Annotated in this window: 12 protein-coding genes; all 12 read left to right on the forward strand. The window is 68.7% G+C overall.

Annotated elements, in window-relative coordinates; genetic code table 11:
- The first annotated feature begins 14 nt into the window (after positions 1-14).
- The 12 genes from rsmI (at position 15) to E3O62_RS04870 (ending at position 13,748) form a co-directional block, all read left to right on the forward strand.
- Positions 15-881, forward strand: coding sequence for a 16S rRNA (cytidine(1402)-2'-O)-methyltransferase (gene rsmI, locus E3O62_RS04815; RefSeq protein ID WP_134397724.1), 867 nt, complete (start codon positions 15-17; stop codon positions 879-881).
- Between the two features lie 125 nt (positions 882-1,006).
- A complete protein-coding gene (gene metG, locus E3O62_RS04820) occupies positions 1,007-2,569 on the forward strand; it encodes a methionine--tRNA ligase (protein WP_134393845.1) in 1,563 nt (520 codons plus the stop codon).
- Positions 2,562-3,515: a TatD family hydrolase gene (locus E3O62_RS04825; RefSeq protein WP_241973326.1), complete on the forward strand. Its 954-nt coding sequence runs from the start codon at positions 2,562-2,564 to the stop codon at positions 3,513-3,515. Before metG ends, E3O62_RS04825 begins: the two co-directional genes overlap by 8 nt.
- Before the next feature lie 236 nt (positions 3,516-3,751).
- Positions 3,752-4,552 carry a 16S rRNA (adenine(1518)-N(6)/adenine(1519)-N(6))-dimethyltransferase RsmA gene (rsmA, locus tag E3O62_RS04830; RefSeq protein ID WP_241973333.1) on the forward strand — a complete coding sequence of 267 codons (801 nt, stop codon included), beginning with the start codon at positions 3,752-3,754 and terminating at the stop codon, positions 4,550-4,552.
- A gap of 52 nt (positions 4,553-4,604) precedes the next feature.
- On the forward strand, positions 4,605-5,540 hold the full coding sequence (locus E3O62_RS04835) for a 4-(cytidine 5'-diphospho)-2-C-methyl-D-erythritol kinase (RefSeq protein WP_134397726.1): 936 nt from the start codon (positions 4,605-4,607) through the stop codon (positions 5,538-5,540).
- Positions 5,541-5,688: 148 nt separating this feature from the next.
- Entirely contained in the window at positions 5,689-7,494 is a 1,806-nt protein-coding gene (locus E3O62_RS04840; protein ID WP_134397727.1) for an ABC-F family ATP-binding cassette domain-containing protein, read from the forward strand.
- A gap of 196 nt (positions 7,495-7,690) precedes the next feature.
- Complete coding sequence (locus E3O62_RS04845; RefSeq protein ID WP_134397728.1) at positions 7,691-8,560, forward strand: MetQ/NlpA family ABC transporter substrate-binding protein; 870 nt, start codon at positions 7,691-7,693, stop codon at positions 8,558-8,560.
- A gap of 66 nt (positions 8,561-8,626) precedes the next feature.
- A complete protein-coding gene (locus E3O62_RS04850; RefSeq protein ID WP_134397729.1) occupies positions 8,627-9,688 on the forward strand; it encodes a methionine ABC transporter ATP-binding protein in 1,062 nt (353 codons plus the stop codon).
- A 1-nt stretch (position 9,689) separates the two neighbouring features.
- Positions 9,690-10,349 (forward strand): methionine ABC transporter permease, encoded by a 660-nt coding sequence (locus tag E3O62_RS04855; protein WP_134393839.1) that lies wholly within the window; start codon positions 9,690-9,692, stop codon positions 10,347-10,349.
- 257 nt (positions 10,350-10,606) lie between these two features.
- Positions 10,607-11,077 (forward strand): hypothetical protein, encoded by a 471-nt coding sequence (locus E3O62_RS04860; RefSeq protein ID WP_134397730.1) that lies wholly within the window; start codon positions 10,607-10,609, stop codon positions 11,075-11,077.
- The gene (locus tag E3O62_RS04865; RefSeq protein WP_241973327.1) at positions 11,074-11,883 is read left to right on the forward strand and encodes a lytic transglycosylase domain-containing protein; all 810 of its coding nucleotides are present in this window, start codon (positions 11,074-11,076) and stop codon (positions 11,881-11,883) included. The genes E3O62_RS04860 and E3O62_RS04865 overlap by 4 nt, the downstream gene beginning before the upstream one ends.
- A gap of 8 nt (positions 11,884-11,891) precedes the next feature.
- Positions 11,892-13,748 carry a PASTA domain-containing protein gene (locus tag E3O62_RS04870; protein ID WP_166786418.1) on the forward strand — a complete coding sequence of 619 codons (1,857 nt, stop codon included), beginning with the start codon at positions 11,892-11,894 and terminating at the stop codon, positions 13,746-13,748.
- Positions 13,749-13,868: the final 120 nt, after the last annotated feature.

The raw sequence follows: 13,868 nt of genomic DNA on the forward strand, positions 1-13,868 counted from the left end.
GCGAGACTGGGATCATGATCCTCCTGGCTGCCACCCCGATCGGAAACCTGGGCGACGCGTCAACGCGTCTGATCGAGGCGCTCGGCACGATGACGATTATCGCCGCCGAGGACACCCGGGTCACCGTGCACCTGCTCAAGGCCCTGGGCATCGAGAACCGCCCGCGGCTGATCAGCCTGCACGACCACAACGAGCGCGGCAAGGCGGCCGAACTCGTCGAACTCGCCCGCGACACCGACATCCTGGTGCTCAGCGACGCAGGGATGCCGACGGTCTCCGACCCGGGTTTCCACTTGGTGGATGCCGCGGTGGCGGCCGGTGTCGTCGTGTCGGTGTTGCCCGGGCCGTCGGCCGTGCTCGCCGCGCTCGCCGTGTCCGGGCTGCCGACGGACCGGTTCACCTTCGAGGGCTTCCTGCCCCGCAAGCACGGCGACCGGGTCTCGGCCCTCCGCGAGGTGGCCGCGGAGCGGCGCACAATGGTGTTTTTCGAATCGCCCAACCGGCTGGCGGCCTCCCTGACGGATCTGGCTGCGGTGCTCGGGGCCGGGCGCCGCGTCGTGGTCTGCCGTGAGCTGACCAAGTTCTACGAGGAAGTGAAGCGCGGTACCGCGATCGAGCTGGCTGATTGGGCCGCCGGCGGGGTCAAGGGCGAGATCGCCATCGTGGTCGCCGGGGCGGAGGCACGCGTGCTGGATCTGGAGACCGGGGTGGTCGAGGTGCTCGCGCTGGTGGGGTCGGGCATCCGTCTCAAGGATGCCGCCGCCGACGTGTCCGCCGCCACCGGGCTCGGCAAGCGCGCCCTCTACGAGGCGGCGCTGGAGCGCAAGACGGGCAAGCCCGCCGCGGCCCGCACGGACTTTCAGGCTCTGCCTCTGCCCTGACGTTCCCTGCTCCGAACCGATTCGACCGAGATTTTGGCCGCCGCGGCTGCAGGACGCCCACCGCGACGAACGCGGCACAAGGTAACACGGCCAGTGGCATCCGCCGCTCCTAATAGGATAAGAGCATGTCCGACGGTTCATCTTTTTACATCACCACGCCCATTTTCTACGTGAATGATGTCCCCCACATCGGGCACGCCTATACCGAGGTGGCTGCCGACGTGCTCGCACGCTGGCACCGGCAGTCCGGCGAGGATGCCTGGCTGCTCACCGGAACGGACGAGCACGGGCAGAAGATCCTGCGCACCGCGACCGCCAACGGCGTCACGCCGAAGGAGTGGGCCGACCGTCTGGTCGAAACCGCCTGGAAGCCGCTGCTGAAGACGGTCGACATCCGAAACGACGACTTCATCCGTACCACCGATGTGCGCCACGAAGTGAACGCGCAGAAGTTCCTGCAGCACCTCTACGACTCCGGCCACATCTACACCGGCGAGTACGAGGGCTTCTACTGCGTCGGCTGTGAGGAGTACAAGCAGCCGAGCGACCTCATCGATGGGGTCGGCGAGTACGCCGGGCAGCAGGTCTGCGCCATCCACTCCATCCCCTGCGAGCTGCTGCACGAGAAGAACTACTTCTTTCGGATGAGCACGTTCGCCGACCAGCTCCTCGCCCTGTACGAGGAGAACCCGAACTTCGTACAGCCCGCGTCGGCGCGCAACGAGGTCATATCCTTCGTCAAGCAGGGCCTCAGCGACCTGTCGATCTCCCGCTCCAGTTTCGACTGGGGCATCAAGGTGCCTTGGGACGACAGCCACGTCGTCTACGTCTGGTTCGACGCCCTGCTCAACTACATCACCGCCGCCGGCTACGGCCACGACGACGAAAAGTTCAGCCGCCTCTGGCCGGCGACGCACGTCGTGGGCAAAGATATTTTGCGTTTTCACGCCGTCATCTGGCCTGCAATGCTCCTCGCCGCGGGCATCGAGGTGCCTCGCCAGGTCTTCGGCCACGGCTGGTTGCTCGTGGGCGGCGAGAAGATGAGCAAGTCCAAGCTCACCGGTATCGCCCCAAGCCAGATCACGGATACGTTCGGCTCCGACGCCTTCCGCTACTACTTCATGCGCGCGATCAGCTTCGGCCAGGACGGCTCTTTCTCCTGGGAAGACCTGTCCGCCCGGTACCAGTCCGAGCTGGCCAACGGCTTCGGCAACCTCGCCTCCCGCGTGATCGCCATGGTCGTGCGCTACTGCGACGGCGAGATCCCCACTGCCGTCGACTTCAGCGAGGCCGACGAGCTCATTCGCGGCACCGAGAAGAGGGTGACGGATGCCGCCACGCTGTCCATCGGACACCTCGCCATCCACGACGCCATCGCCGCGATTTGGGAACTGGTCGACGAGCTCAACGGCTACATCACCGCCCAGGAGCCGTGGTCGCTCGCGAAGGACCCGGCCAACCGGGACCGACTCGAAGCCGTGCTGGTCACCGCCGTGCGCGGACTGGGCACGCTCGCCGTGCTGCTCTCGCCGGTCGTACCGCAGGCCACGGCGAAGCTCTGGACCGCCCTCGGCGGCTTCGGACTGGTCACCGACCAGCGCATCGACCGGGCCTGGGAGTGGACCGGCGGCCCGCGGGTCTCCCCGCTCGAGGCGCTGTTCCCTCGCATCGAGGCCACGGTTGGCTAACGAGCCCGAGCCCGAAGCCGGCCCCGTGCGCCAGCGCGAAAAAGGCGCCGGCCGGGACCTGAGCTACCCGCCGCGGCCCGACCCGCTCGTCGTTCCGGTCTACGACAACCACACCCACTTGGAGATCGCCGACGGCGAGCAGTCGCTGAGCGTGGCCGAGCAACTCGACCGCGCGTCCAGCGTCGGCGTGCGCGGCGTCATCCAGGTCGGCGGCGACCTGAAGACCTCGCGCTGGTCGGCCGCGATGGCTGCCCGGGAGCCGCGCATGCTCGCGGCCGTCGCCATCCACCCCAACGAGGCCCCCGTCTACGAGGCCGCCGGCACCCTCGACGACGCCCTGGCCGAGATCGCCGAACTGGCGACGCGCCCGCGCGTCGTCGCCATCGGGGAGACCGGCCTGGACTTCTTCCGCACCGGCCCCGAAGGACACGCCAGCCAGCTCCGCTCCTTCGAGGCGCACATCGACATCGCCAAGCAGAACGGCCTCGCGCTGCAGATCCACGACCGCGACGCCCACGCCGCGGTGATCGAGACCCTGCTGCGGGTCGGTGCGCCCGATCGCACCGTCTTCCACTGCTTCTCCGGCGACGCCGAGATGGCCCGCATCCTCGCCGACAACGGCTGGTACCTCTCGTTCGCGGGAACCGTGACCTTCAAGAACGCCCGGAATCTGCGGGAGGCCCTGGCCGCGGTGCCGCGCGCTCTGCTGCTGGTCGAGACGGATGCCCCGTTCCTCACCCCCGCACCCTTCCGCGGCCGCCCGAACGCGCCGTACCTGCTGCCGCACACCCTGCGCGCCATGGCCGACCACCTCGAAACGGAGGCCACCATTCTCGCCACCCAGATTTCGTCCAACACCGAACTCGTCTACGGACGGTGGGACGCCGAACCGGTGACGGTCACCGAGCCAAAGCCCGACACGAGCCCGTTCGGAGGCCTCGCATGACCCCGCCCCGCCACGGCTACGCTCCCGGAGACGAACCCGAGGCCGGCACCCGACCCGTCAGCGACGAAGTGACCGGCGGCCGGCACGCCGCGCCGGCCGCCGTGCCGGAGTCGGCATCCGCTCTCGAAACGGATGCCGAGCCCGCGGACCCCGCGGCTGCACCCGCTGCGGCTCCAGCCGCCGCTCCCGGTGCACGGTCCCTCCTCGGCCCCGCCGAGATCCGCGACCTGGCCGAGATGCTGGGCGTCAACCCCACCAAGAAGCTCGGCCAGAACTTCGTCATCGACGGCAACACCGTGCGACGCATCGTCAAGGTCGCAACCGTCTCACCCGGCGACACCGTGCTGGAGGTGGGCCCCGGGCTGGGATCCCTCACGCTGGGGCTGCTCGAGACCGGCGCGACCGTCGTGGCCGTGGAGATCGATGACCGGCTCGCCGAGCAGCTGCCGCTGACGGTCGAGCTGATGCATCCCGGAGCGCCGCTCACCGTCATCCGCAACGACGCGCTCAAGATCACCGAACTGCCCGGCGACCCGAGCCGCCTCGTGGCGAACCTGCCCTACAACGTGTCGGTGCCGGTGCTGCTCTATCTGCTGGAGCACTTCTCCTCCATCCGGGCCGGAGTGGTCATGGTCCAGGCCGAGGTGGGGGAGCGTCTCGCGGCGCCATCCGGCAACAAGGTCTACGGCAGCCCGAGCGTCAAGGCCGCCTGGTACGGGGCATTCCGCACCGCCGGCAAGGTCAGCCGCCAGGTGTTCTGGCCGGTTCCCGGCGTCGATTCGATCCTGATCGCCTTCGAACGGCGCGCCCGGCCGCTCGAATCCGAGGAATTGCGCCGCGCCACCTTCGCCCTCGTCGATGCCGCGTTCCAGCAGCGCCGCAAAATGCTGCGCCAGTCGTTGTCCGCCGTTCTCGGTGACCCATCGAGTGCCACCGAGATCATGACGCGCGCCGGAATCGACCCCACCGAGCGCGGCGAGCAGCTCACGGTCGAGGACTTCCTGGCGATCGCCCGCGCCCAGCTCGCCGCACACTGACGCGTGCCGCCGCGGGGCAGTCGCGACTGTGCGGCTGGGCTAGGTTAGTCACATGACCAACCCGGCCCCTACCCCCGTGGTGCATGCGCGGGCGCCCGGAAAGATCAACGTGTTCCTCAAGGTCGGTGCGGTCCTCGAAGACGGGTACCACGAGGTGGCCACCGCTTACCAGGCCGTGTCACTGTTCGAAGACGTGCGCGCTTGGCCGGCCGACGACTTCTCGGTCGTGTTCACCGGTCCCATAGACGCCTCGGGTCTCGCCGTCGACGGCAGCAACCTCGCCATCAAGGCCGCGCGCGCCCTGGCCCGTAAGGCCGGCTATCGCGGGGGAGTGCGCCTCTCGATCGAGAAGAACGTGCCCATCGCCGGCGGCATGGGTGGCGGGTCGGCGGATGCCGCGGCCACCCTCCTCGCGTGCGACACCCTCTGGGGAACCGACGCCACCCGCGACGACCTCATCGAGATCGCCGCGACCCTCGGCGCTGACGTCCCGTTCGCCTTCACCGGCGGCACCGCCATCGGCACCGGGCGCGGCGACCAGCTCAGCCCAGCCCTGGCCAAGGGGCAGTTCCACTGGGTGCTCGCCCTCGCCGACTTCGGCCTCTCGACCCCCGGCGTCTACAACGAGCTCGACCGCCACCGCGAACGCCACGCCCAGGACATCTTCCCTGCCCAGATCCAGCCCTCCGTCGACACCAACGTGCTCCAGGCGCTTCGGGCCGGCGACCCGCGGATGCTGGCCGAGGCCCTGCACAACGACCTGCAGGCTCCCGCGCTGCACCTGGCCCCCGGCCTGGGCAAGGTGCTCGAGTTGGGTGAGGCGAACGGCGCCCTGGCCGGCCTGCTCTCCGGCTCCGGCCCGACTGTGGCTTTCCTGGTCGCGGATGCCGACAGCGCCCTCGAACTCCAGGTCGCCCTGAGTGCGTCCCGCCTGCGCGTGGTACGCGCCACCGGTCCGGTGCACGGGGCCCGGATCATCCACGACTAGCTCCCCTTTTTTTGCCGCAACTGTGGCCCGATCGGACATCTGTTGCCGGTGTGTCGGCAACAGATGTCCGATTCGGCAACAGTCAGGCCACCGGGTGCGAAACCGGTGCGCGCGGGGCTCTCAGCCGCGCCAGCTAAACTTGAAGGCTATGGCACATTTGCTCGGGGCCGAGTCCCTGCACCTTGAATTTCCCACTCGCGTCATTTTTGACAGCGTCACCGCCGGTCTCAACGAAGGCGACCGGATCGGCGTCGTCGGCCGCAACGGCGACGGCAAGTCCACCCTGATGCGCCTGCTCGCCGGCCGGATGGAACCCGACGCGGGCCGCGTCACGCGCCGGCGCGGCGTCACCATCGGCATGCTCGACCAGTCCGACGACCTCGCTTCGGGCCAGACCGTGGGCCACACCATCGTCGGCGGCATCGACGAACACGTCTGGGCGGGCGACGCCAAGGTGCGCGACGTGATTGCGGGACTCGTGCGGGACATTCCCTGGGACGCCCTCGTCGATGACCTCTCCGGTGGCCAGCGCCGCCGGGTGGCTCTGGCCGCCGTGCTGATCGGTGACCACGACGTCATCTTCCTCGACGAACCCACCAACCACCTCGACGTGGAGGGCATCTCCTGGCTGGCCGGTCACCTGAAGACCCGCTGGGCCACGAACTCCGGCGGGCTGGTGGTCGTCACCCACGACCGGTGGTTCCTCGACGAGGTCTGCAACATGACCTGGGAGGTGCACGACCGCCTGATCGAACCCTTCGAGGGAGGCTACGCCGCCTACATCCTGCAGCGCGTCGAACGCGACCGGATGAGCGCGGCCTCCGAATCCAAGCGCCAGAACCTGATGAAGAAGGAACTGGCCTGGCTGCGGCGCGGAGCCCCCGCCCGCACCGCGAAGCCCAAGTTCCGCATCGACGCCGCGAACGAGCTGATCGAGAACGAGCCGCCGCCCCGCGACACCGTGTCGATGCAGTCGATGGCCATGCAGCGCCTGGGCAAGGATGTCGTCGACCTGATCGACATCGGCGTGAAGTTCGGCGAGAAGACCGTGCTGAACGACATCACCTGGCGCATTGCACCGGGCGAGCGCACCGGCATCATGGGCGTCAACGGCGCCGGCAAGAGCACGCTCCTGAACCTGGTGGCCGGCACACTTCTGCCCACCACGGGCACCGTCAAGCGCGGCAAGACCATCAAGGTCGCCGTGCTCACCCAACAGCTGTTCGAACTCGACGACATCCAGAACGACCGCGTCAGCGAGGTCATCGGCCGTCAGAAGACGTCGTACATGGCCGGCGGCAAGGAAATCACGCCCGGCCAGATGCTCGAGCGCATGGGTTTCATGAGCGCCCAGCTGACCACCCAGGTCAAGGATCTTTCCGGTGGCCAGAAGCGCCGCCTGCAGCTGCTGCTGATCGTGCTCGACGAGCCCAATGTGCTCATCCTCGACGAGCCCACCAACGACCTGGACACCGACATGCTCGCGGCCATGGAAGACCTGCTCGACTCCTTCCCCGGCACCCTGCTCGTCGTCTCGCACGACCGGTACCTGATCGAGCGCGTCACCGACAACCAGTACGCGGTCACCGAGGGGGGCTTCCGCCACCTGCCCGGCGGCGTCGACCAGTACCTCGAGATGCGCAGGAAGCAGACGAGCGGCAACGACAAGCCCGCCGAGGCGAACGCGTCGAACACCTCCGGCGGGAAGGCGGTGCGCAAGCTCGCCATCGGCGGCGCCGACCTCCGCAACGCGCAGAAGGAACTCGCCTCCATCGACCGCAAGGTCGCCAAGCAGAACGCGCGGATCGCCGCCCTGCACGAGAGCCTCGCCGTGCACGACCAGTCCGACTTCGACGGCCTCGGTGCGCTCAGCTCCGAACTGCAGACGCTCGAGTCCGCCATCGCCGGCTTCGAGACCCGCTGGATCGAACTCTCTGAGCTGATCGAGGGTTAGTTTCGCAGATGCTGTGACCGCGTGTGACGGAGGAGCGCACGCGGCGCAGCATCTGCCGATAGCCTGGGAACGTGCCTCGCGATGCAGCGGCACAGACTCCCACCCCTTCTCGACCCGTGGTTCTTCTGTGCCCGAAAAACGCGCCGGCATCCGCCGCCGACCAGACGGCACCACAGCTGACAAAGGGAACCCCATCGTGAAGAAGAAACTGCTCGCCGCCCTCGCGGTCGTACCGCTCGCCGCCCTGCTCGCCGGTTGCTCCGGCGCGGCCGCCGACGAGACCGTTAAGATCGGCGTCGTCGGTGCGAGCGACCCCTACTGGGCCGTCTACGAGGAGGCCGCGGCGGATGCCGGCATCACGGTCGACATCGTCGACTTCGCCGAATTCGGGCAGCCGAACCCGGCCCTCTCCGCGGGCGAACTCGACCTGAACCAGTTCCAGCACATCGTCTACCTCGCCGAATACAACGTGGCCAGCAAGGACGACCTGACGCCGGTCGGCGCCACCGCGATCTACCCGCTCGCCCTGTACTCCACCCAGTACGACGACGTCAATGAGATCAAGAAGGGCGACACCGTCGCGGTGCCGAACGACGCGAGCAACCTGGCCCGCGCGCTGCTCGTGCTGCAGTCCGCGAAGCTGATCACGCTGAGCGACGGCGGCAGCATCTACTCGACCCTCGACGACATCGACACCAAGAAGTCCAAGGTCACCGTGACCGCGCTCGAGGCGTCGCTCACCGCCACATCTCTTCCTGACGTCGCCGCCGCGATCATCAACAACGACTTCGTCGAGAAGGCCGGCCTAAAGGTCGATGACGCCCTCGCCCAGGACGACCCCACCGACCCCAACGCGTTGCCGTACGTGAACGTTTTCGCGGCCCGCGCCGAGGACAAGGACAACGCCACCTACCAGAAGCTGGTCGAGATCTACCAGACCACGAAGGCCGTTCAGGATGGCGTGATCGACGTGTCCGCCGGTTCCGCGGTGATGGTCCAGATCCCGGTCGCCGACCTCGAGGCCTCCCTCGCCACGGTCGAGAAGGACACCGCAGCCCAGAAGTAGCGCTGTCCGACCTCAGCCCAGCACAGCCGCCCAGCCCGGCGCCACGCCAGTCAGTAAGGACGTCCCATGCCCGCCCCCACCCCCGTTGTCGAACTGCGTGACGTGAGTAAGGTGTACCTGCCCACGACCCGGGGCGGGGCCGAGGTCGTCGCCATCGACAAGGTCAGCCTCACGATCGACGCCGGGGACGTCTACGGCATCATCGGTTATTCGGGGGCAGGCAAGAGCACCCTGGTGCGGCTTGTGAACGCCCTCGAACGGTCGACGTCGGGCGAGATCCTGATCAACGGCACCGACATCGCCCGCCTGCCCGAGCGGGAGCTGCGCCCGGTGCGGCTGGGCATCGGGATGATCTTCCAGCAGTTCAACCTTCTGGGGTCACGCTCCGTCGCGGCGAACGTCGCCTATCCGCTCGAGGTGGCCGGCCAAACGAAGGAGAAGCGCCGGGCCCGGGTTGCCGAGATGCTCGACTTCGTCGGGCTCGGCGACAAGGCGGGCGCCTATCCCGACCAGCTCTCCGGCGGCCAGAAGCAGCGCGTGGGCATCGCGCGGGCCTTAGCCAGCCAGCCGGGCATCCTGCTCGCCGACGAGGCCACCAGCGCCCTCGACCCGGAGACCACCTCCGAGGTTCTGGACCTGCTCGGGCGGGTGAATAAGGAATTCGGGGTCACCATCATCGTGATCACGCACGAGATGGATGTCATCCAGACCCTGGCGACGAAGGTCGCCGTGATGGACCAGGGCCGGGTGATCGAGCGCGGCGACGTATTCGACGTGTTCTCGAACCCGCAGCAGGCGGCCTCCGCCCGGTTCGTCTCGACCGTGGTCAAGGGTCTCCCTTCTTCGTCGGAACTCGCCGTGCTGCGGCGGCGTCACCCGGGTCGCCTCGTCACGCTGGCGTTCCGCGACAGCAGCGTCGATCAGGCCCGCGTGTTCGGCGAGTTCGTCTCCGCCGGCGTCACCTTCGAGGTCGTCTACGGCGGTATCAACGAGATCCAGGGCCGGTCGTTCGGGCACCTGACGCTGGCACTGGCCACGCCGGGGGCGACGGATGCCGCGGCCGACGCCGCCATCGACGCCGCGCTCGACCGGGTGCGAACCCTCACGACCGTGACCGAGGTGCGCTGAGATGGACAGTCTGATCGACCTGTTGCCCGAACTCTGGATCGCCGCGGGGGAGACCCTCTACATCGTCGGTCTCACGCTCTTCTTCGGCGGGATCGGCGGCCTGCTCGTGGGCCTCGGCCTGTATCTGACCCGCGCCGGCAGCATCCTCGAGAACCGCGGGGTCTTCGTGGTGCTGAACCTGCTGGTGAACATCGTGCGGCCGATCCCGTTCATCATCTTCCTGGCCGCCGCCCAGCCGCTGGCGCGGGTCGTGGTGGGAACCGGCATCGGAAACGCGGCGATCATCTTCACGATCTCGCTCGCGGCATCCTTCGCCATGGGGCGCATCGTGGAGCAGAACCTCCTCACGGTGACGCCCGGTGTGATCGAGGCGGCCCGCAGTGTGGGGGCCGGGCCGATCCGGATCATTTTCACGGTGCTGCTGCCCGAGGCGCTCGGCCCGCTTATCCTCGGCTACACCTTCATCTTCGTGGCGCTCGTGGACATGTCGGCGGTAGCCGGCTACGTCGGCGGCGGCGGGCTCGGAAACTTCGCGCTGCTCTACGGCTACCGCCAGTTCAATCCTGTGGTGACCTGGGCGGCCGTGCTGCTGATCATCGTGCTCGTACAGCTGGTGCAGTTCCTCGGAAACTGGCTGGCCCGGAAGGCATTCCGCCGCTAGGCCCCCTGAGTGCGGGGTATCTTTCGCGACTTGTTACAGGCGCGGTCATCGCTCGTTTACCTGCGGTTCAGGTGATTTTCCAGGACCGGACATGCGTGGGCTGGAGAGTGCTCGCGGGGTCGGCCCACCCGAGCCGCGTTCACGTCACCGTGCCCCGTCACTGCCTCATCCTTGCCCTGGGAGTCACCGTGTCGTCGAGCCCAAGTATCGTTTTTTTCGCTTTCAGATCTACCGCCGACCCCCGATTGCACGGCTGGGTGGCCTTCCGGGAAAGCGTTCAGAACCTTCCCGCCCCCGTCCGGGCGGTAGAGGTGCGCGACGGGCACCGCGCCGGACCTGCGCTCACGGGAGTGCCGGGGCATTCTGGAATCTGGCGACTGCTCGCCTCGAACAGTCGCGAGCTCGGCCGCAGCTCCTCCGTCTACGGAACGTTCTCTACTGCGCGGGCCCACGTTCTCGAACTCAAGAGCCAGTGCGACTCGATGGTCACCACGGTTGTCACGGGTCCCCGAGCAGGCACGCACGGCTGGGTGATCAGCGTCGGAGGTGTTGTCGTGATGACCGCAGGTCGCTGGTACGGCGCGGCGTCGGCCAGTCGCGAGGCCTCGGCTGGGACCATCGAGGCCTTCCACACTGCGATCGTCGCCGCGGATGCCCGTCACGCGACGGAGTCCGGGCAGCGCGGCAACCGGGTGCTCTCCGACGAGGAACGGGCCCTGGCTTGGTGAGCGTAGTCACGCCCCGCGGGATGCCCATACTGGCCACGGTTGCCGGCCTCGCCGTGCTGGGGTGGCTGATATTCGGCTGGCTGGTACCCGGTTTCCGGCCACCAGAGGGCGAGCGGGCCGGTGTCGCGCCGTCCGCGGCGGTGGTCATCACCACCGTGCCGCCGGGCGCTGCCGCATCGCTGCCTGCCGGCGAACCGGCATCCGTCGCCGTCGCGGTGAAGGCCACGCCGCCGCTCGTCGGCAATGCGACGCTCGCCGATCCGGCCTGGGCCGCCCGCGCCGCCCAGACGGCCGGTATACCGGTGCGTGCCCTGCTCGGATATGCGGGGGCGTCCCTGGCCCTGGCGGCCGAGCAGCCGAGCTGCCGCCTCGGCTGGACTACCCTGGCAGCCCTCGGCAACATCGAATCCGGGCACGGCACCCACAACGGTTCGGAGCTCGGAGCCGATGGCGCCGCCCGCCCGGGCATTTTCGGCCCCGCACTCGACGGCAATGCCTTCGACGCGATGGGCGACACCGACCGTGGGGCCTGGGACGGCAGCACCGAAGGGGACCGTGCGGTCGGGCCACTGCAGTTCATCCCCGCGACCTGGCAGCGGTGGGGTGCCGATGGGAACGGCGACGGCGTCGACGACCCGCAACAAATCGATGATGCCGCCCTCGCTGCCGGCCGTTACCTTTGCCACTATGGCGAGCTGTCCCGGCCCGATCGCTGGCGCGCCGCCGTGTTCGCCTACAACCACGTCGATTCCTACGTGAACGCCGTCGCCGCGACGGCCGATTCCTACGCCGATCTGGCAGGTTGAGGAGCTTCGTGACGGACAAGACCTCGGCTGGAGACGGCCTGATCTCCGGCAGGTACCGGCTCGGCGATCTTCTCGGTACCGGTGGGTCGGCATCCGTTTTCGCCGCCGTCGACACCGCCACGTTTTCGGACGGTGACGTCGGCGCCCACCGGGTGGTCGCACTCAAGATCCTGCACCCGCACCTGTCGCGGTCCGACCACTCCCGGCGGGCGTTCCTCGCCGAGGCCACGGCGGCGGCCGGCCTGCGGCACCCGAACATCGCGCAGGTGCTCGGCATCGGCGTACACGACACGGGAGAGGAACCGCAGGCCTGGATTGCCCTCGAGCTCGTGCCCGGCATCACCCTCGCGGAGCACATCGAGCGGAACGGCGCCCTCGAGCCGGCCCAGGCGCTCACCATCGCCTCGGCCGTGCTGCGAGCGCTCGAGGCCTCACATGCTCGTGGACTGATCCACCGGGACGTGTCCCCGGCGAACATCATGGTCGACACCGACGAGGGGGGAGGATTCTTGATCGGGGATGTGCGGCTGCTCGATTTCGGTCTGGCGGATGCCGCCGGCAGGCCGGTCCTCGGAACCGACGTCCTGCGCAGCGCACCCGCGCCGCAGGCCGGGGAGGATCAGAGGGTTCCGGATCTGCCAATCGAACCCGTCGCCCCGGGCGTCCTGGGCAGTGTGTACTACATGTCGCCGGAGCAGGCCCGCGGCGGCGCCGTCGACGAACGAGGCGACCTCTACCAGCTCGGTGGCGTACTCCACTTCGTGCTCACCGGGAAGCCGCCGTTCTCGCGAGATTCGGCTGCTGCCGTGATGCGGGCTCACGTGCTGGCGCCCCCGCCGGTGCCCTCGGTCCTGCGTTCCGGTATTCCTCGCGCCGTCGACCGGATCGTAGTCAAAGCGCTGATGAAGGATCCCGCGAGCCGATTCCAGTCTGCCGCCGAGATGGCGGGCGGTATCGGAATCCTGATAGCCTCCGGCGTCGTCGGCCCGGCCGGGCGGGGCCGAGCGGCGGGAGATGAGCGCACCCGGGTATTCGGGCAGACCGCCGCACCGGCATCCGACGAACCGGCATCCGACGAACCGGGATCCGTCGCACCGGGATCCGAGGCCCCGGCCGGCGACGCACCGGGACCCGACTGGACGCGCAGCGGCCGCACCCGGAGCGGCAGCGGGCTCTGGCTTCTGGCCCTGCTGGTCGTCGGGGGCATCGCCGTCGGCTGGGTCGTGGCCGCGAGCGGGTCCGAGCCGGCGTCGATCGCCGTCGCGAGCAGTCTCCCGACGCCGCCGCCGACGCCGAGCCCGGTGCCCGCGACCGACGGCATTTCAACGGACATCCTGATTCAGAGAGTTCGGATGCCCGAGCTCACCTCCCTGACCCTCGCTGCAGCCCGAGCAGCGCTCGCCGCGGCCGGACTGGAGGTCGGCGCCGTCGAGACGCAGGCCTCGGCCCTGCCGGCCGACACCGTCCTGGCGAGCCTCCCGGCCGAGGGAACCCGCATCGATCCAGGCCGCACGGTCGACCTCGTCATCGCCTCCGGATCGAACGCGATCCCGACGGTGCGGGGACTCACCCAGGCCGCGGCTGCTGTCGCCTTCGAGGAGGCCGGTTTCGTCGTGCTGACTGAGTCCCGCGCGGACTCTACGGTGCCGCCGGGCACGGTGCTCGCAAGCCTTCCGGCGGCACAAACGGTGTGGCGTCTGGGGACAACCGTTACATTGATCGTGGCGAGCGCGGCCTTTCCCGTGCCTGAGGTACCTCCGACTCCCACCCCGACGTCCACGTCGCAGACGCCGACGCACGCGCCGACGATCGCCCCGGACGCGGGCGCGACCCCGTCGCCCGCGGCCACGTCAGCCTCCCGCTGAGCCGACTCCGCGGCGGCAGCGATCACGCGCGGTCAACTCTCCACTCCGCGTCCATCTCTAGCTGGACAAATCGACGCTCAGTGTTAACCCAGCGCCCCAAACATATGTCTCGGACGTGCT

This window comes from Cryobacterium sp. TMT2-15-1 (genome assembly GCF_004402345.1).
GTDB lineage: Bacteria > Actinomycetota > Actinomycetes > Actinomycetales > Microbacteriaceae > Cryobacterium > Cryobacterium sandaracinum.

Excerpts from the sequence above, each read along its gene's own strand:
- rsmA (WP_241973333.1), top strand. The coding sequence starts at position 3,752 with ATGCTGGGCGTCAACCCCACCAAGAAGCTCGGCCAGAACTTCGTCATC.
- metG (WP_134393845.1), top strand. The coding sequence starts at position 1,007 with ATGTCCGACGGTTCATCTTTTTACATCACCACGCCCATTTTCTACGTG.
- E3O62_RS04840 (WP_134397727.1), top strand. The coding sequence starts at position 5,689 with ATGGCACATTTGCTCGGGGCCGAGTCCCTGCACCTTGAATTTCCCACT.
- E3O62_RS04855 (WP_134393839.1), top strand. The coding sequence starts at position 9,690 with ATGGACAGTCTGATCGACCTGTTGCCCGAACTCTGGATCGCCGCGGGG.
- E3O62_RS04850 (WP_134397729.1), top strand. The coding sequence starts at position 8,627 with ATGCCCGCCCCCACCCCCGTTGTCGAACTGCGTGACGTGAGTAAGGTG.
- E3O62_RS04835 (WP_134397726.1), top strand. The coding sequence starts at position 4,605 with ATGACCAACCCGGCCCCTACCCCCGTGGTGCATGCGCGGGCGCCCGGA.
- rsmI (WP_134397724.1), top strand. The coding sequence starts at position 15 with ATGATCCTCCTGGCTGCCACCCCGATCGGAAACCTGGGCGACGCGTCA.